At 72.4% G+C, this 16,976-nt stretch carries 15 protein-coding genes; 10 read left to right on the plus strand and 5 right to left on the minus strand.

The annotated features are described in order from the left end of the window. Window position 1: 1 nt before the first annotated feature. From AB0O82_RS27180 to AB0O82_RS27195, 4 genes are all read left to right on the plus strand, one after another. The gene (locus tag AB0O82_RS27180; protein WP_363586589.1) at window positions 2–1,180 is read left to right on the plus strand and encodes a hypothetical protein; all 1,179 of its coding nucleotides are present in this window, start codon (window positions 2–4) and stop codon (window positions 1,178–1,180) included. Window positions 1,181–1,187: 7 nt separating this feature from the next. Then, window positions 1,188–2,762, plus strand: a complete 1,575-nt coding sequence (locus AB0O82_RS27185; RefSeq protein WP_350885148.1) for an SCO6880 family protein — start codon at window positions 1,188–1,190, stop codon at window positions 2,760–2,762. Between the two features lie 54 nt (window positions 2,763–2,816). Beyond that, entirely contained in the window at window positions 2,817–4,166 is a 1,350-nt protein-coding gene (locus AB0O82_RS27190; RefSeq protein ID WP_363586551.1) for an ATP-binding protein, read from the plus strand. A 248-nt stretch (window positions 4,167–4,414) separates the two neighbouring features. After that, on the plus strand, window positions 4,415–6,214 hold the full coding sequence (locus AB0O82_RS27195) for a bifunctional metallophosphatase/5'-nucleotidase (protein ID WP_363586552.1): 1,800 nt from the start codon (window positions 4,415–4,417) through the stop codon (window positions 6,212–6,214). A gap of 73 nt (window positions 6,215–6,287) precedes the next feature. Here AB0O82_RS27195 and AB0O82_RS27200 read toward each other — a convergent pair whose 3' ends face one another. The 5 genes from AB0O82_RS27200 to AB0O82_RS27220 form a co-directional block, all read right to left on the minus strand. Next, on the minus strand, window positions 6,288–7,802 hold the full coding sequence (locus AB0O82_RS27200; RefSeq protein WP_363586553.1) for a HAMP domain-containing sensor histidine kinase: 1,515 nt from the start codon (window positions 7,800–7,802) through the stop codon (window positions 6,288–6,290). Beyond that, a complete protein-coding gene (locus AB0O82_RS27205; RefSeq protein WP_363586554.1) occupies window positions 7,799–8,569 on the minus strand; it encodes a response regulator transcription factor in 771 nt (256 codons plus the stop codon). Before AB0O82_RS27205 ends, AB0O82_RS27200 begins: the two co-directional genes overlap by 4 nt. A 63-nt stretch (window positions 8,570–8,632) precedes the next feature. After that, a complete protein-coding gene (locus tag AB0O82_RS27210) occupies window positions 8,633–9,778 on the minus strand; it encodes a trypsin-like peptidase domain-containing protein (protein ID WP_363586555.1) in 1,146 nt (381 codons plus the stop codon). A 125-nt stretch (window positions 9,779–9,903) separates the two neighbouring features. Further along, a complete protein-coding gene (locus AB0O82_RS27215) occupies window positions 9,904–10,965 on the minus strand; it encodes a LacI family DNA-binding transcriptional regulator (protein WP_363586556.1) in 1,062 nt (353 codons plus the stop codon). A 126-nt stretch (window positions 10,966–11,091) separates the two neighbouring features. Further along, a complete protein-coding gene (locus tag AB0O82_RS27220) occupies window positions 11,092–11,823 on the minus strand; it encodes a response regulator transcription factor (protein WP_350885162.1) in 732 nt (243 codons plus the stop codon). Between the two features lie 679 nt (window positions 11,824–12,502). Here AB0O82_RS27220 and AB0O82_RS27225 point away from each other — a divergent pair. The 6 genes from AB0O82_RS27225 to AB0O82_RS27250 all read left to right on the plus strand — a co-directional run bounded on the left by AB0O82_RS27225 (window position 12,503) and on the right by AB0O82_RS27250 (window position 16,862). Further along, the gene (locus AB0O82_RS27225) at window positions 12,503–12,796 is read left to right on the plus strand and encodes a MoaD/ThiS family protein (RefSeq protein ID WP_363586557.1); all 294 of its coding nucleotides are present in this window, start codon (window positions 12,503–12,505) and stop codon (window positions 12,794–12,796) included. A gap of 5 nt (window positions 12,797–12,801) precedes the next feature. After that, complete coding sequence (locus AB0O82_RS27230; protein WP_363586558.1) at window positions 12,802–14,178, plus strand: hypothetical protein; 1,377 nt, start codon at window positions 12,802–12,804, stop codon at window positions 14,176–14,178. Window positions 14,179–14,358: 180 nt separating this feature from the next. Further along, the gene (locus tag AB0O82_RS27235) at window positions 14,359–15,084 is read left to right on the plus strand and encodes a DUF2993 domain-containing protein (protein ID WP_363586559.1); all 726 of its coding nucleotides are present in this window, start codon (window positions 14,359–14,361) and stop codon (window positions 15,082–15,084) included. A 300-nt stretch (window positions 15,085–15,384) separates the two neighbouring features. Further along, a complete protein-coding gene (locus tag AB0O82_RS27240; RefSeq protein WP_350517234.1) occupies window positions 15,385–15,465 on the plus strand; it encodes an Ms5788A family Cys-rich leader peptide in 81 nt (26 codons plus the stop codon). A 231-nt stretch (window positions 15,466–15,696) separates the two neighbouring features. Beyond that, window positions 15,697–16,533: a sulfurtransferase gene (locus AB0O82_RS27245; RefSeq protein WP_063351213.1), complete on the plus strand. Its 837-nt coding sequence runs from the start codon at window positions 15,697–15,699 to the stop codon at window positions 16,531–16,533. Window positions 16,534–16,571: 38 nt separating this feature from the next. Beyond that, window positions 16,572–16,862 (plus strand): DUF1416 domain-containing protein, encoded by a 291-nt coding sequence (locus AB0O82_RS27250; RefSeq protein WP_030244525.1) that lies wholly within the window; start codon window positions 16,572–16,574, stop codon window positions 16,860–16,862. Window positions 16,863–16,976 lie beyond the last annotated feature (114 nt).

Here is a 16,976-nt window from a genome sequence, read left to right on the forward strand (position 1 = left end):
CATGGCTGAGCCGTCGCCGACCCCGACCTCAGGGGCGACCAATACGAGTTGCCCGGGTGTTCCCCTGCCCGGTAACGACGTCTACTGCGCTCCGGGCGGATCCGGCTCGCTCCCGGGCAGTGGGACCGTCGGGAGTGTGACCGATCCGTTGGGGTCGTTGGCCAAGGGGTGTGCCCAGGCGGCGGCTTGGGTGGTGCGGAAGCTGTCGAGCGCGATCGACGGGACGACGCAGGTGGACTTCACCAATGCGTCGTTCCTGCAGCAGTACGCGGTGGTGTTCGCCGTGTCGACGGTGATCACGCTGGTGCTGTGGCTGCTGGCGGTGACGAAGCGGGCGGTGCGGGGGGCGCCGTTGGCGACGGCGTTCACGGAGGCGATCGGCTTCCTGTGGCTGACCGTCGTGGCGTCCGCGTTCACGCCGCTGATCCTCTACACCGTGGTGAGCGTGACGGACGGGCTGACCAAGGCGATCGCGGTGGGGACGAAGTCGGACACCGGGTCGTACCTGGGCGCGTTCGCCGACACCCTGGAGAAGGGTGACATGGGCGGTGGCCCGCTGATCCTGATCATCGTGTCGCTGGTGGCGGTGCTGGCGGCGGCGGTGCTCTGGATCGAGCTGCTGATCCGGGCGGCGATGCTGTACGTGGGCGCGCTGCTGGGTACGGCGGTGTACGCGGGGTTGGTGGACAAGCAGCTGTGGAAGCACGTGCGCCGGTGGGCGGGGGTGATGGTGGCGGTGGACCTGGCGAAGCCGATCATCGTGGTCATCCTGGGCCTGGCGGGTGCGGTGGCGACGGGTGCCGGGGCCAGCGACGACTTCGCGCGGGTGCTGTCGGGGCTGGCGATCCTGTTCCTGTCGATCTTCGCGAGTGCCGCGGTGTACCGCTTCGTGCCGGGCTTCGGCGACGAGATCATGAACATGCGCCATGCCCGGGCGAGCGCGGTGTCGGCCGGATCGGCGATGATCAACGGCACCGCGAACCTGATGAAGCAGGGCATCACCACCCACGGTGACCGCGGGCCGGTCGGCGCGGGTGGCGGCGGCGGGGGTGCGGGCGGCGGTTCCGTCGCGCCGGGCATCGCCGCGCACGCCGGGCGGACGCCGGCGCCACCACCGCAGGCCGGGCCGCCGCAGACCTCGGTTCCGATCCGCGACAGCAACTCAGCGAAGGGAGGGTGACGGGTAAGTGAGCAGTGAACCGCTCGGCCAGTACGGAGCCCAGTACGCCCAGCCGTACGTGCACCAGCGCCGCACCTACCTGATCGGCAAGGCCCGCCCGAACGCGCCGATCGGCCGCAACCGGGAGTCCGGCGAGATCGTCCTGATCATCTTCGGGGCGTTCCTCGGCATGCTCTGGGGCCTGCTGATGCCGATCCTGCCGCTGCGGATCGGCGGCCTGATCGGCCTGCCGATGGTGGCCATCGCGGCGGTGTACGTGCCGTACCGCAGGCGGACGTTCTACAAGTGGGCGGAGATCAACCGCACCTACCGCCGGACGGTGCGGAGCGGCCGGTCGGTGTGGCGCTCGGACGTGATGGACGCCGGGACCCGGATGGACGGCCGCGAGGTGGAGGTCGGCCCGCCGCCCGGGGTGGGGCGGCTGCGCTGGCTGACCGCGCCGTTCGGGCCGGACGAGGTCGGGGTGCTGATGCACCTGGAGCGGCGGACGGTGACGGCCGCGATCGAGATCGAGGGCCCGGGTGTAGGCCTGCGCGACTCGGAGGACCAGGAGGCGCTGGTCGACCGGTTCGGCACGCTGCTGAAGCACGTCGCCAACGGGGACGGCTTCGTGACCCGGTTGCAGATCCTGGCCCGGACGCTGCCGGCCGACCCGGACGCGCACGCCAAGGACGTCGAGCGGCGCGGGGACCACGACGCGCCGCGCTGGCTGCAGGACTCGTACGACCAGTTGCAGTCGATGGTGTCGACCTCCTCGGAGCAGCACCGGGCGTACCTGGTCGCGTGCATGCACTACACCCGCGACCTGGCGGCCGAGGCGCACGCGATGGGCCGTACGGCGACCGGCCGGCGGGCCCGGGACGACGAGGGGCTGGCGGCCGTGATGGCGCGCGAGCTCACCGACATCTGCGCCCGGCTGGCGGAGGCGGACATCCGGGTGCGCCAGCCGCTGGGGCAGGCCCGGCTCTCCTCGCTGCTGCACTCGATGTACGACCCGGACCACCCGATCGACCACATCCAGGCGATGTCCCGGCGCAACGCCTGGCCGGCCGAACTGGACGCGACCAACCCGCAGTACCTGGAGGCGAAGACCCGCGAGTCGGCGACCCGGGAGCCGTGGTGCCACGCCACCGCGTGGATCAAGGAGTGGCCGCTGACTCCGGTGGGGGTCAACTTCCTGGCGCCGCTGCTGGTGCACACCCCGGACGTGATCCGGACGGTCGCGGTGACGATGGACCTGGAGCCCACCGACGTCGCGATCGAGCGGATGCTGACCGAGAAGACCAACGACGAGGCGGAGGCCAGCCGCGCGGCCAAGATGAACCGGACGGTCGACCCGCGCGACCTGGCCCACACCGGCCGGGTGGACCAGCGCGGCGACGACCTGGCCTCCGGCGCGGCCGGCGTGAACCTGGTCGGCTACATCACGGTGTCCTCGCGCAACCCCGACGCGCTGGCCCGGGACAAGCGCACCATCCGGGCCTCGGCCGGCAAGAGCTACCTCAAGCTGGAGTGGTGCGACCGCGAGCACCACCGGGCCTTCGTCAACACCCTGCCGTTCGCGACCGGCATCCGCCGCTGACACCCGGTCCGCACCGCTCCACCACCGCCCGTCGACCAGACCAGGAGGCCGTACATGGCGCTCGGCAACCTCTCCGAGGCGTTCACCAGCCTGATGTTCGGCAAGGTGGAGACCACCCGGCTGCCGGTGCGCACCTCCACCGGCCAGGCGCAGGCGGTCTACCTGCCCACCGCCGCGCCGGGGCTGGGCGACTCGGGCGTGATCATCGGCCGTGAGGTGTACAGCGGCAAGGGGTACGTCTACGACCCCTTCCAGCTGTACGGGCAGCAGCTGCCGGCCCCGCACTGGCTGGTGCTCGGCGAGTCCGGCAACGGCAAGTCGGCGCTGGAGAAGACGTACGTGCTGCGGCAGTTGAGGTTCCGCGACCGGCAGGTCGTGGTGCTCGACGCGCAGGGCGAGGACGGCGTCGGCGAGTGGAACCTGATCGCCAACGCGCTGGGCATAAAGTCGATCCGGCTCGACCCGATGGCCGCCCGGGACGGCGGGGTGAAGCTCAACCCGCTGGACCCGGCGATCACCCAGACCGGCCAGCTGTCGCTGCTGCGCACCATCGTCGAGGTGGCGATGGGGCGGGGCCTGGAGGAGCGGGCCGGGTTCGCGCTGAAGGCCGCGCACGCCCATGTGGTGGCGACGGTGACGGACCGCCAGCCGGTGCTCGACGACATCATCGACACCCTGCGCAGCCCCGAGCTGTCCTCGGTGGAGTCGCTGGGCGTGGCGGTGGACGAGGTGCAGTCCTGGGGCCTGGACGTGGCGCTGGTGCTGGACCGGCTGGTCGACGGCGACCTGCGCGGCATGTTCGACGGGTCGACCACCGACGGCATCGACCTGGACGCGCCGCTGATCGTCTTCGACCTCTCGCACATCGACCGGAACTCGATCGCGATGCCGATCCTGATGGCGATCGTCGGCGTGTGGCTGGAGCACACCTGGATCCGGCCGGACCGGAAGAAGCGCATCTTCCTGGTCGAGGAGGCCTGGCACATCATCAACAGCCCCTTCGTGGCGCAGCTGTTCCAGCGGCTGCTGAAGTTCGGCCGCCGGCTCGGGCTCTCCTTCGTCGCGGTGGTGCACCACCTGTCGGACGTGGTGGACGGCGCGGCGGCCAAGGAGGCGTCGGCGATCCTGAAGATGGCCTCCACCCGGACGATCTACATGCAGAAGGCGGAGGAGGCGCGGGCCACCGGCCGGGTGCTGGGCCTGCCGCGCTGGGCGGTGGAGATCATCCCCACCCTGTCGCCGGGCATCGCGGTCTGGGACGTCAACGGCAACGTCCAGGTGGTCAAGCACATCATCACCGAGGCCGAGCGGCCGCTGGTGTACACCGACCGTGCGATGACCGAGGACGCGGTGGCCGAACGGGACCGGGCCGAGCGGCAGTTGGCGGCCGAGCCGGGAGTCTGAGCGGCCGGCGGGGGTCCGGGCGGCTCTGCAGGGCGGCGCCGGGAGGCTCGGACAGGCGGCGCCGGGAGGCTCGGACGGGGGCAGCGGCCCTGGTCGGACGGCGACGGTTCGTCAGGAGGTAATCCTCTCGTTACGTTCGACATCCTGACAGCTACGCGCGTTGACTCTAGGCTTCACAGGCGCAACACATCGCTCAGACGCCCGGTCCAGTCCACAGCGGGCGCTCCTCCAAGGTGCAGGGGACCCTCATGCTCACCGTCAGATCCCGACGCGCGGCGCTCGCCGTCGTCGCCGCCGCAGGTCTGTTCGGCACGGTGGCCGTGCCGACGGCCGCGCAGGCCGCCGACGCCAACGCCAAGCGTCACAAGACCGTCAACCTCCAACTGCTGGCGATCAACGACTTCCACGGCAACCTGGAGCCCCCGGCCGGCTCGTCCGGCACCATCCGGGAGATCGACCCGGCCACCGGCAAGGAGGTCTCGACCCCGGCCGGTGGCATCGAGTACCTGGCCACCGAGCTGCGCAAGGCGCGGATCCCGGCCGACGACTCGATCACCGTCGCGGCCGGCGACATCATCGGCGCCAGCCCGCTCACCTCGGCGCTCTTCCACGACGAGCCGACCATCGAGGCGATGGACAAGCTCGGCCTGGACGTCACCTCGGTCGGCAACCACGAGTTCGACGAGGGCGCGCAGGAACTGCGGCGCATGCAGGACGGCGGCTGCCACCCGGTCGACGGCTGCTACGAGCCCGGCCGCACGTTCAAGGGCGCCAACTTCAACTACCTGTCGGCCAACGTCACCGACGAGAAGACCGGCAAGCCGCTGCTGGCCCCCTACTGGGTGACCAAGTCCCAGGGCGTGAAGGTCGGCTTCATCGGCGTCACCCTGGAGGGCACGCCGAACATCGTGACCGCCGAGGGCGTCAAGGGCCTGAAGTTCGCCAACGAGGTCACCACGATCAACAAGTACGCCGCCGAGCTCAAGGCCAAGGGCGTCAACTCGATCGTCGCGCTGATCCACGAGGGCGGCTACCCGGCCAGCAGCGTCTACAACTACGACTGCGGCCCGGCCGGCCAGGGCATCTCCGGTCCGATCGTCGACATCTCCAAGAAGCTCGACCCGTCGATCGGCGCCATCGTCACCGGCCACACCCACAACGCGTACGCCTGCACCATCCCCGACCCCAACGGCGTCCCGCGCTCGGTCACCAGCGCCGCCTCCTTCGGCCGGCTGTACACCGAGATCGACATGAAGCTGGACAAGACCACCGGCGAGATCGTGCGCCCGACGGTCAAGGCCGAGAACCACGTGGTGCACCGCACCGTCGAGAAGGCGCCCGACATGACGGCGCTGGTCGACCACTACTCCAAGCTGGCCGCCCCGATCGCCAACCGGCCGATCGGCTACATCGCCTCGGACATCAACGGCCGCGGCAACAGCGACCTGGAGAAGCCGCTCGGCGACCTGATCGCCGACGCGCAGGTGGAGGGGCTCGCCCCGGCCGCCAAGGGCGGGGCGCAGATCGCCTTCATGAACCCCGGCGGCATCCGCGCCGACCTGGTCTACAAGGCCTCCGGCGCCGAGGGCGACGGCGTGGTGACCTACGGCGAGGCGTTCACCGTCCAGCCGTTCACCAACATGATGCAGGTCAAGACACTGACCGGCGCCCAGCTGGTGCAGCTGCTCCAGCAGCAGGTCAGCGGCTCCAACGAGGCCGCGCCGAAGATCCTCCAGGCGTCCTCGGGCCTGCGCTACACCCTGGACATGCGCAAGACCGGCGCGGACCGGGTGGTCGTCGACTCGATCCGGCTGAACGGCGCTCCGATCGACCCGGCCGCCAAGTACCGGGTCGCGGCCAACGAGTTCCTGGCCGGCGGCGGCGACGGCTTCCCGGCCTTCGCGGCCGGCACCGACAAGCTCGTCGGCGCCTCCGACCTGGACGTCTTCGCGGCCTACCTGGGCGCCCACAGCTCGGCGGCCTCGCCGCTGAAGGCCCCGGCGCAGGACCGGATCAAGGTCATCGGCCCGGGCGTCGACATCGACTGACCGTGAGCCGGTACGGGACGGGCGGGGCGCTGTCGGGGCGCCCCGCCCGTCCTGCGTTGTCCGCGGTCCCGCCCTATTCGGGGGTGGGGCCGCCGGGCAGCCGGACGGTTGCCAGCGCGCCCGGGCCGCCGTCCCCGGCCGGGCCCAGCGACACCTCGCCGCCCGCCTCCCGGACGCTCTGCGCGACGATCGACAGGCCCAGGCCGGAGCCGGGCAGCTGCCGCGAGGACGGCGAACGCCAGAACCGGTCGAACACGTACTGCAGTTCCTCCGGCGGAATGCCGGGGCCGTGGTCGCGGACGGTCAACACGCCCTGCTGGAGCCGGACTTCGATGGTGCCGCCGGGTGGGCTGTACTTGACCGCGTTGTCCAGCAGGTTGATCACCGCGCGTTCGAGCCCGGGGGCGTCGCCGTGCACGAACCAGGGGTCGGTCGCGGTCTCGAAGACCAGCCCCGGGCCGCGCAGCTTCGCCCGCTCGACCGCCCGTCCGGCGATCTCGTGCAGGGCCACCACGGTGGGGTTGTGGACCGGCTTGGGGGAGTCCGGGCGGGACAGCTGGAGCAGGTCCCCGATCAGGACGGTGAGCTCCTGCATCTGCGCCTTCATGTTGCCCAGCAGCTTGGTCTTGGTCGCGGCGGGCAGCGGGCGGCCCGTGTCGTTGCTGCGGATCAGCAGGTCGACGTTGGTGCGCAGCGAGGTGAGCGGGGTGCGCAGCTCGTGCCCGGCGTCGGCGATCAGCCGGGTCTGCCGCTCGCGGGAGTTGGCGAGGGCGGTGCTCATCGAGTTGAAGGAGGTGGAGAGCCGGGCGATCTCGTCGTCCCCCTGGACGGGGATGGTGGTGCCGACCTCCTCGGTGCGGGCGATGTGCTCGACGGCGTCGGTGAGTTGGTCGACGGGCTTGAGCGCGGACCGGGCGACCACGCGGCCGGCGATGGCGGCGAGGATGATCCCGCCGAGGGCCACGCCGCCGAGGATGAAGGCGAGTTGCCGGAGAGATTCCTCGGCGGCCTGCGTGGAGGTGGCGACCAGCACCAGTGCGGTCGGATAGCCGAGGACCTCCGAGGGGGCGCTGGTCACCAGGACCATGGCGGGCTTGCCGTTGGTGTAGTGGCCGTCCCGGATGATCGACTGGCCGGGCTTGAGGTTCAGGACCTTGCTGTCGTCCGTCTGGACCAGGATCGCCTTGCTGGCGCTCATCGGCAGGCAGACCAGCGGGGGCCGGGCCGGGCCGAGCAGGACGTACTGGGTGTCCCGGGGGACGGAGGCTCCGACCGGGGGCTGCCGGACGTTGCCCTGGAGGTTCCGGAGGGCGGCCTGGGGGGTCGCCGCGCAGTCGCTGATGTTGATCGGGGGGAGCTGGACCCGGATGTTCTGGAGGTCGCTGCGGATCAGCCCGTACATCCGCTGTTCCACGATGAACCAGCAGGCCAGCGCCGACAGGGCGATGGCCACCGCGACCGCGGCCGCGCTCAGGAAGGTGAGGCGGCTGCGGAGGGAGCGGGAGCGGAGCCAGTGGGTGAGGCGCCGGCGGCGGGGGGCGCCGGGTGGAGCCAGTGGCGGGGGCGGGTAGGGCGTGGGGGAGGTCACGTGGTGGCGCCGGCGGCCGGGCGCAGGGCGTAGCCGACGCCGCGTACGGTCTGGATGAGGCGGGGCATGCCGCCCTGCTCGGTCTTGCGGCGCAGGTACATCACGTAGACGTCCAGGGAGTTGGAGGAGGGTTCGAAGTCGAAGCCCCAGACGGCCTTGAGGATCTGTTCGCGGGTGAGGACCTGGCGGGGGTGGGAGAGGAACATCTCCAGCAGCATGAACTCGGTGCGGGTGAGTTCGACGGGCTTGCCGGCGCGGGTGACCTCGCGGGTGGCGGTGTTCATCCGCAGGTCGCCGAAGGCCAGCACCTCGCTCTCGTCCTCGGCGGCGGCGCGGGCGGCGGCCTCGGTGGCGAGGGCGTTGCGGCGCAGCAGGGCGCGGACGCGGGCGAGCAGTTCGTCGAGCTCGAAGGGCTTGGCGAGGTAGTCGTCGGCGCCGACGTCCAGGCCGGTGACGCGGTCGCCGACGGCGTCGCGGGCGGTGAGCATCAGGACGGGGACGGTGTCGCCGCGGGAGCGCATCCGGCGGACGGCGGTGAGGCCGTCCATCCGGGGCATCATGATGTCCAGCAGGACGAGGTCGGGCCGGTCGCGTTCGACGGATTCCAGGGCCTCGTAGCCGTCGGTGGCGGTGGCGACCTCGTAGCCCTCGAAGGCGAGGCTGCTCTCCAGGGCGTCCCGGAGGGCGGGTTCGTCGTCGACCACGAGGAGCCGGGCGGAGGGGTGGCCGGCCTCGGCGGGGGTGCGGTCGTCGGCGGACGGGGTCATGGGCTGCTGCCCTTTCTCGTCGGGTGGAGGGCCTGCTGGGAGTACCGGGGGTAATTGTCCGTCTTACAGGTTCTGGCCGGCCTCCAGTTTCGGCAGAACCTGCTTGATGTCGTTGATCGGGATGGCGAAGCCGAGGCCGACGCTGCCGGCGCTGCTGCTGCCGCCGCCGGCGGTGGAGCTGGCGCCGCTGGGGGCGTACATCGCCGAGTTGATGCCGATGACCTGGCCGTTGGCGTTGATGAGCGGGCCGCCGGAGTTGCCGGGGTTGAGGGCGGCGTCGGTCTGGAAGGCCTTGTAGGTGGTGGTGCTGCCGCTGTTCTGCTGCGGGAGGTTGCCGCGCGTTCCGGGCAGGTTGGGCAGGCCGGGCAGGCTGGGGAAGCCGAAGCCGCCGTTGCTGCTGGTGGTGCCCTCGTCGAGCTGGACGGTGACGTCGCGGTTCTCGGCGCTGATGATGCCGGAGGTGACGGTGCCGGTGAGGCCGTCGGGGTTGCCGATGGCGACGACGGGGTCGCCGACGGCCACGCCGGAGGAGTCGCCGAGGGTGGCGGGGGTGAGGTTCTTGCCGCTGCCGGCGGTGATCACGGCGACGTCGAGGGACTTGTCGGTGCCGGTGACGGTGGCCGCGGCGGTGGAGCCGTCCTTGAAGGTGACGGTGATCTGGCCGCCGTCGGCGGCGGTGTCGATCACGTGGTAGTTGGTGAGGATCCGTCCGCTGGTGTCGAGGATGACGCCGGTGCCGGTGGCGGTGCCGTTGCCGTTCTTGACGGTGATCTGGACGACGCTCGGCGAGACGGCGGCGGCGATGGCCGGCACGTCGGCTCCGCCGTCGGAGCGGGCGGAGACGGGGCTGGCGACGGTGCTGGTGCGGGTGGCGGAGCCGTGCTGCTCGGCGGCGACGAACCCGCCGGTGACGCCGCCGATGACGGCGGCGACCGCGGCGACGGCGGTGACCAGGGCGAGCCGCCCGCGCAGCAGGCCGCGCCGGGTGCGGTTGCCGTGGCCGCCGTGGCCGCCGTGGCCGCCGGGCCGGCCGGCGGTGGGCGGCTCGGGGGGCATGGGCGGGGGCGGGGAGTCGAAGCCGCCGGCCGAGTGGTCCTCGCGGTACCCGTAGGCGGTCGTGGCGGCGCTGCTGCCGAGGACGGTGCCCTCGACCACGCGGGGCTCGTACGGGCCGTACTGCTCGTCGTGGTGCTGCTGCTGTTCGCTCATGCAGACCAAAGTCCGCCTGGTGGATGAGGATGGCATGAGAACCGGCTCAGAAGGGTCCGAGAAGCCCGTTGGGTTCTCATAAAGCCTGGTCAGGCGGTGTGCGGCGGCGGGTGGAGCGGAGTGCGCTACTCCGCTTCCCCGGTCGGGACCGCCGCGGCGCCGCCGCAGCCGCAGGAGCGGCGGATCACCAGGCGGGACGGGAACTTGCGGACCCGCTCGGTGTCCGATCCGGGCACCATCAGCGAGTCGTCGAGCACCAGGTCCACGGCGGCCCGGGCCATCGCATCGCGGTCGGAGGCGACGGTGGTCAGCGGCGGGTCGGCGAGCGCGGCCTCGGGGACGTCGTCGAAGCCGGCCACCGCGAGGTCCTCCGGGACCTTCAGGCCGACCTCGCGGGCGGCCCGCAGCACGCCGATCGCCTGGTCGTCGGTGGAGCAGAAGATCGCCTGCGGCCGGTCCGGCGAGCGCAGTACCCCGAGCGCGACCTCGTACGCGCCGTAGCGGTGGAACGGCGCGTCGATCAGGTGGGGCTCGGTGGGCAGGCCGTGCGCGTCCATGGCGCGCTGCCAGCCCTCGACGTGGTCGATGACCGGGTCGCCGGGGGCGGGGGACTCGACCGGGCCGCCGAAGCAGGCCACGTACGGGTGCCCGTGCACCTCCAGCAGGTGGCGGACGACGGCCTCGGCGCCGCCCACGTCGTCGGTGACCACCGCGACGTCGTCGATCGCCTCGGGGCGGCGGTGCAGCAGCACGACCTTGGCGCCCTCCATCGCGGCGAACTCCTCGGCGGCGCGCTGCGAGGGGCCCTGGCTGACCAGGATCAGGCCGGAGACGCGCATGCCGAGGAAGGCCCGGACGTAGTGCACCTCGCGGTCGTCCACGTAGTCGGAGTTGCCGATCAGCACGAGCTTGCCGCGCTCGGAGGCGGCCCGTTCCACGGCGTGCGCCATCTCGGCGAAGAAGGGCTGGCGGGCGTCCGGGACGACCATGCCGATCAGGTTGGTCCGGCGGGAGGCCATCGCCTGGGCGACGCTGTTCGGCCGGTAGCCGAGCTGCTCGATCGCGGCGAGGACCTTCTCCCGGGTCGCGGGCGCGACCGGGCGCGGCCCGTTGTTGATGACGTAGCTGACGACCGCGGTCGAGGTACCAGCCAGCCGGGCTACATCGTCGCGCGTCACTTTGGCCACGGGGGGAGTCTACGCGTGTGGCGTGCGCGTCGGCAGTGGGACCTGGGGCTTTCCGGCAGGGCTTTCGGCAGGTGCCGGGGGAGCGAACCGGACAAGCCGGGCGGGGTCGGCCCGCCCGGCCGCCGGTCAGGCCTCCAGCGGCGCCGAGGGGCGCTGGGCGAGCTCCGGGCGCTCGCCCTTCTCCGGCTTCTCCGGGACGACGAAGCGGTAGCCGACGTTGCGCACGGTGCCGATCAGCTGCTCGTGCTCGACGCCGAGCTTGGCGCGCAGCCGTCGGACGTGCACGTCCACCGTCCGGGTACCGCCGAAGTAGTCGTAGCCCCAGACCTCCTGCAGCAGCTGGGCCCGGGTGAAGACCCGGCCGGGGTGCTGGGCGAGGTACTTGATCAGCTCGAACTCCTTGAAGGTGAGGTCGAGCGCCCGGCCCTTGAGCTTGGCGGAGTAGGTGGCCTCGTCGACCGAGAGGTCGCCGTTGCGGATCTCCATCGGGCTGTCGTCGGTACTGATGTGGAGCCGGCCGAGTGCGAGCCGCAGCCGGGCCTCGACCTCGGCCGGGCCGGCGGTGTCCAGCAGGACGTCGTCGATGCCCCACTCGGCGGTGACGGCGGCGAGGCCGCCCTCGGTCACCACCAGGATCAGCGGGCAGCCGATGCCGGTGGAGCGCAGCAGCTGGCAGAGGCTGCGGATCTGCGGCAGGTCGCGCCGGCCGTCGACCAGGATGACGTCCGCACTGGGGGTGTCCACCAGGGCGGATCCCTCGGCGGGGGCCACCCGGACGTTGTGCAGCAGCAGGCCGAGGGCCGGCAGCACCTCCGCGGAGGGTTGCAGAGCGTTGGTGAGGAGGAGGAGAGAACTCATACCCGGTAGTCCCCTTTCCGGGTCGTCGCGGTCGCGTTACGGCTGCCGCCACAGCCGGATGGCGCACGTGCTGAGGGCGGGGGGAGGAGGACGGACGCCCGAGGAGCGCCGGAGGACCGGCCGGTGCGCAGGACGCGACGGCGCACGCGCCGAGGGTCCCGCAACCCCTGGCGCACCGTTTCTGCCCTGTTCATCCCGCGAACCCTCCGGTTTGTTCCGGTCCCGGGCGGCGGCCCGGGTGCCGGGTGGACACCCCGGCCGGCCGGGGCACGTCGTCGTGCCGCGTGGGGCGGGGCGGTTCCCGCGACGCGCCGGGGGTGGGCCGACGAATCGCAAGAATGTCCGTACTGGCGTCCTGAAAGCACAAAAGGACCCGGGGGCGACTCTGCCCGGATCCCTCTTGGACGTCGAGAATAGCCGACGGCCCTCCGCGCCGGGAGGGCTCGAATCCGGCGGTTCGCCCAATCCGGGCGCGCGCCGGGTGAGCCTGGACACAGCTTCGAGCCGTCCTCCGGGCCCCCTCGGCCAGGGCGATTGCCCCTCGTGGCGGCGGACACGCCATCATGGGACGCACATCGGCGGCGCCGTGCGAGTCCATCTTTCGGGTGGTCGGGCGGCCCGGTGGCGAGCCGGACCGGGGCACCGGGGCCGGGCGAGGACGACGAGAAGGGGTGGCCCGATGGGTGCGACCACGGAGCCCGCGAGCGGCGCCCGGGTGCGCGGGACGATCCGCTACTGGGCGGCCGCGAAGTCCGAGGCCGGGCTGGCCGAGGAGCCGTACGAGGCGGTGACCCTGGCGGAGGCGCTGGCACAGGCCAGGCGGCGGCACGCGGACCGGCCGAAGCTCGTCCAGTTGCTCGGGCACTGCTCCTACCTGGTCGACGGCTCCCAGGTCGGCGGCCGGGACCACACGGCCGTGCCCCTCACCGAGGGCGGCACGGTCGAGGTGCTGCCCCCGTTCGCGGGAGGCTGAGCGGCGTGACGGACATGAACAACGCGAACCAGGGCGGCTACGGCGAGTGGCCGCAGCAGCCCCCGCCGCCCCAGCCGCCCTACCGGCATCCGCAGCAGCAGCCCCACCCCCCGTACCCGCAGCCGCCGTACCCGCAGGCCCAGGCGCCGCAGCCGGGGCAGCAGCCGCCGTACGGCTACCCGGGGTACGGGCAGCCGCCGATGGATGACGCGGCGACCACGCTGCTGCCGCCCGTCCCCGCGCTGGACGACGCCACGGCGACCACGCTGCTGCCGCCCGTGCCGCCGATGGACGACGCGGCCACCACGCTGCTGCCGCCCGTGCCCCCGATGGACGACGCGGCCGCGACGACGCTGCTGCCGCCGGTGGTCGTGTCCGGCGCGATGCCGACCGCTCCGCCGGCCTGGACGCCCGCCCCGCCGCCGCCGGCGGCACGGCATGCCGCGCCGCCGCAGGCCCGGCACGCCGCTCCGGCACCGGTCCCGCGGCAGGCGGCCCCGCCGACGGCGCCCCCGCAGCAGGGGCAGGGAGCGCCCGCCCTCGACTCGCCGACCATGACGCTCAAGCGCCCGGTCGCCCCCGGCGGCCCGGCGGGCGCCCCGGCCGCGCCGCCGTACGCGGCCGTCCCGGCGCGGCCCGCGCCGGTGGCACCGCCCGCCGGCCCGCGCGGCCGGACCGGTTCGCCGATCATCGATCCGGGCCTTCAGCCCGCGCTGATCACCGCCGGCGTGGCCGCGCTGCTGGCCGGCGGCGCCGCGCTCGGGCAGGTGGCGCTGGCACTGGTGGTGGCGCTGCTCCAGGTGCTGACGGCGGCCGGCTGGTTCCGGCTGAACGGGATGTGGCCGGCCCGCCAGGGCATCGCGCTCGCCGCGCTGGCCGGGCTGACCGCGGACGCGGCGGTGCTGCTGGCGGACTCCGAGGGCAGCGTGGCGGCGGTGGTCGGCACGCTGGGCGGGTTCTTCCTGCTGGTCCTGGTGCTGCAGACGTTCCGTCCCTCGGACCCGAAGGAGCGGTTCTACGCGCTGACGGTGCTCGGCTCGGCCACGGTGGTGACGGCGCTGTGCACCTCGCTGCTGGTGGCCGACTGGGTGCCGGCCGGGGTGGGCGCGGTCGCGCTGGCCACCGTGCTGGCGGCGGCGCCGTTGCCCGGCCCGAAGCTGCTGGGCCCGGTGCTGGGCCTGGCGGCGGCGGTGCTGCTGGGTCTGCTGGTGGGCGCGCCGCCGGCGCTGGGGGTGCTGGCGGGGCTGGGTGCGCTGGTCGGCCGACGGGTCGCGGCGTACGACTTCCCGTCCCGGTTCGTGCACATGACGGCGGGCGTGGCGCTGCCGCTGGCGGTGGCCTCGCCGCTGATCTGGATCGCCACGGACCTGCTGGCCGGCTGACACCCGGCCGACGACGGCGAGTCCCGCTCCGGAACCATGCTCCGGGGCGGGACGTCGTACGGTCGGGCGGGAACGGCCTTGGCCGGGGCCGCCATGGAACGCCGGGCAGGGAACGCCGGGCGAGGAACACCGGACGAGGACAGCGAACGACGACGGCGACCGGCGACGACGGGGAGTGCGATGCGCGGATGGCTGAAGGCGACGATCGGCCTGGTGGTGCTCTCCGGCCTGCTGGTCGGTGCCGACCGGATCGCGGTCGGGGTGGCCGAGGACCAGGCCGCCGACCGGATGGTGAGCAGCGGCCGGATGAGCCAGCGGCCGGACATCTCGATCGAGGGCTTCCCGTTCCTCACCCAGGCGCTGTCGATGAAGCTGGACGACGTCCGGATCTCCTCCGACGGCCTGACCGTCGGTGACGGCGGCCGCCAGGTGGCGCTGCGCTCCTTCAAGGCCCGGCTGTCCGGCGTCACGGTGAGCGACAGCCTGAGGAGCGCCACGGTGGACAGCGGCACCGGCAGCGGCCTGATCTCGTACGCGGACCTCGCGCAGCTGCTGCCGCCGGCCTCCCAGCTGATGTCGGGGGCGGGCAAGCTGCCGGTGGGCGGCAACACCCGGCTGGCCCTGTCGTACGGCGGGCCGGGCAAGATCAAGGCCGCGCTGGGGCCGGTCGCGGTCGGCGAGGGCTCGGTGCACAGCAGCGGGAGCACCGTCACCGCGGACGGCTTCCAGCTCAGCGCGCTGGCCGGGATGTTCGCCGGGGTCACCGACCAGCGGCTGAAGCCGATGAGCTTCACCCTCGACTCGCTCCCGGCCGGGCTGAAACTGGCCGACAAGGACGGGGCGACGCCGCTGCCGGAGGGCCTGCAGCTGACCTTCGAGGGCAAGGGCGTCAACCTGCTGGGCTGACCGGCCGGTCACTTCCGCTCCCGTGCCGTTCCCTCCCCCCGTTCCCTCCCCCCCGCTCCCTCCCTCCGTTCCTTCCATTTCTTCCGTCTCCTGCGTTCCGCTCCGCGAGACGCGCCGTCCGGTGCCTCTCGCGGAGCGGTGTCGTTTCCGCCCGTTGTGGGCCGCCCGGGGCCGCCGGCCTCGGGCGGGACGGCGGCCCCGCAGGCCATGAAAGGGTCAAATCTCGGTATTCGGGCTATTCAGTCTCGACATTCGGTACGCTGATGACAGCGGGCCTCCGGTGTCCCTAGCATCGTCGACATGAAGCGACAGACGGATCTCACGAAGCGGCGGGCGGTCGACCTGTGCCGCGTGGCCGCCTGTCTGTGTCGAATGCGCTAACTCGGCGTTTTGGCTGGGCAGTTGAAGCCCGCCGCCGATTTTCCCGGTGACCTTGCCCGGCCACCCCGGCCGGCCGTCGCCGCCGCACCCCGCAGCTCCCCGCCGGTCGGCCCGGACCGCCACCCCCGTCCCAGTATTCGGACAGGAATTCGGACCGCAGTCGCCCGGGCACCCAGCAGCACCTCCCGAGCAGAACCTTCCGCACACCGCCCTCGGATGGAGAACACCACCATGAGCCGCAGCGACGTCCTGGTCGACGCCGACTGGGTCCAGGCCCACCTGGACGACCCGAAGGTCGTCATCGTCGAGGTCGACGAGGACACCTCCGCGTACGACAAGAACCACATCCGCAACGCCGTCCGGATCGACTGGAAGCAGGACCTCCAGGACCCGGTCCGCCGCGACTTCATCGACCAGGCCGGCTTCGACGCGCTGCTCAGCGCCAAGGGCATCGCCAACGACGACACCGTCGTGCTCTACGGCGGCAACAACAACTGGTTCGCCTCGTACGCCTACTGGTACTTCAAGCTGTACGGCCACGGTGACGTCCGCCTGCTGGACGGCGGCCGCAAGAAGTGGGAGCTGGACTCCCGCGACCTGGTCGCCGAGGTGCCGGCCCGCGAGGCCACCGAGTACCGGGCGCAGGCCGCCGATTCCTCGATCCGCGCCTTCCGCGACGACGTGCTCGCGGCCATCGGCCAGCTCAACCTGGTCGACGTCCGTTCGCCCGACGAGTTCTCCGGCAAGCTGCTCGCCCCGGCGCACCTCCCGCAGGAGCAGTCGCAGCGCCCCGGCCACGTGCCGAGCGCCCGCAACATCCCGTGGGCCAAGAACGCCAACGACGACGGCACCTTCAAGAGCGACGACGAGCTCAAGGCGCTGTACGAGGCCGAGGGCATCGACCTGGCGAAGGACACCATCGCCTACTGCCGCATCGGCGAGCGCTCCGCGCTCACCTGGTTCGTCCTGCACGAGCTGCTCGGCCAGGAGAACGTCAAGAACTACGACGGTTCGTGGACCGAGTACGGCAGCCTCGTCGGCGTGCCGATCGAGCTCGGCAGCAACTGAGCCCGCGGCTCGACCGTCGTCAGAAGGGAAGACAAGACATGTGCGGTGCGAAGGCCGGCGGCCCGGACCTGGCAGGAGTTGACGTGGCGAACGAGACGATCATCCAGGGTTCGGTGACCCGCGACGGTGAGCCGGTCAACGGCTACGTCCGGCTGCTCGACGAGGGGGGCGAGTTCACGGCCGAGGTGCCCACCTCGGCGACCGGCCAGTTCCGGTTCTTCGCCCGCCCGGGCAAGTGGACCCTGCGCGCGCTGGTGCCGGGCCAGACCGTGGACCGTCAGGTGGTGGCCTCCCAGGGCGCCGCCGTCGAGGTCGCGATCGCGGTCTGATCGGTACCCGATCCGCCCGTTCCACCTGAGCCACCCGAACCACCCGATCCGCCTGGTCCACGGGCGGAGTACACCGAGGGCCCTGCCGCGGCAGGGCCCTCGGTCGTACCGTGG

The sequence above is a fragment of the Kitasatospora sp. NPDC088264 genome (assembly GCF_040685715.1).
Taxonomy (GTDB): Bacteria; Actinomycetota; Actinomycetes; order Streptomycetales; family Streptomycetaceae; genus Kitasatospora.

Coding starts and splice junctions, on each gene's coding strand:
- AB0O82_RS27240 (WP_350517234.1), top strand. CDS start 15,385: ATGAAGCGACAGACGGATCTCACGAAGCGGCGGGCGGTCGACCTGTGC.
- AB0O82_RS27180 (WP_363586589.1), top strand. CDS start 2: ATGGCTGAGCCGTCGCCGACCCCGACCTCAGGGGCGACCAATACGAGT.
- AB0O82_RS27190 (WP_363586551.1), top strand. CDS start 2,817: ATGGCGCTCGGCAACCTCTCCGAGGCGTTCACCAGCCTGATGTTCGGC.
- AB0O82_RS27210 (WP_363586555.1), bottom strand. CDS start 9,778: ATGAGCGAACAGCAGCAGCACCACGACGAGCAGTACGGCCCGTACGAG.
- AB0O82_RS27245 (WP_063351213.1), top strand. CDS start 15,697: ATGAGCCGCAGCGACGTCCTGGTCGACGCCGACTGGGTCCAGGCCCAC.
- AB0O82_RS27225 (WP_363586557.1), top strand. CDS start 12,503: ATGGGTGCGACCACGGAGCCCGCGAGCGGCGCCCGGGTGCGCGGGACG.
- AB0O82_RS27235 (WP_363586559.1), top strand. CDS start 14,359: ATGCGCGGATGGCTGAAGGCGACGATCGGCCTGGTGGTGCTCTCCGGC.
- AB0O82_RS27220 (WP_350885162.1), bottom strand. CDS start 11,823: ATGAGTTCTCTCCTCCTCCTCACCAACGCTCTGCAACCCTCCGCGGAG.
- AB0O82_RS27250 (WP_030244525.1), top strand. CDS start 16,572: ATGTGCGGTGCGAAGGCCGGCGGCCCGGACCTGGCAGGAGTTGACGTG.
- AB0O82_RS27195 (WP_363586552.1), top strand. CDS start 4,415: ATGCTCACCGTCAGATCCCGACGCGCGGCGCTCGCCGTCGTCGCCGCC.
- AB0O82_RS27205 (WP_363586554.1), bottom strand. CDS start 8,569: ATGACCCCGTCCGCCGACGACCGCACCCCCGCCGAGGCCGGCCACCCC.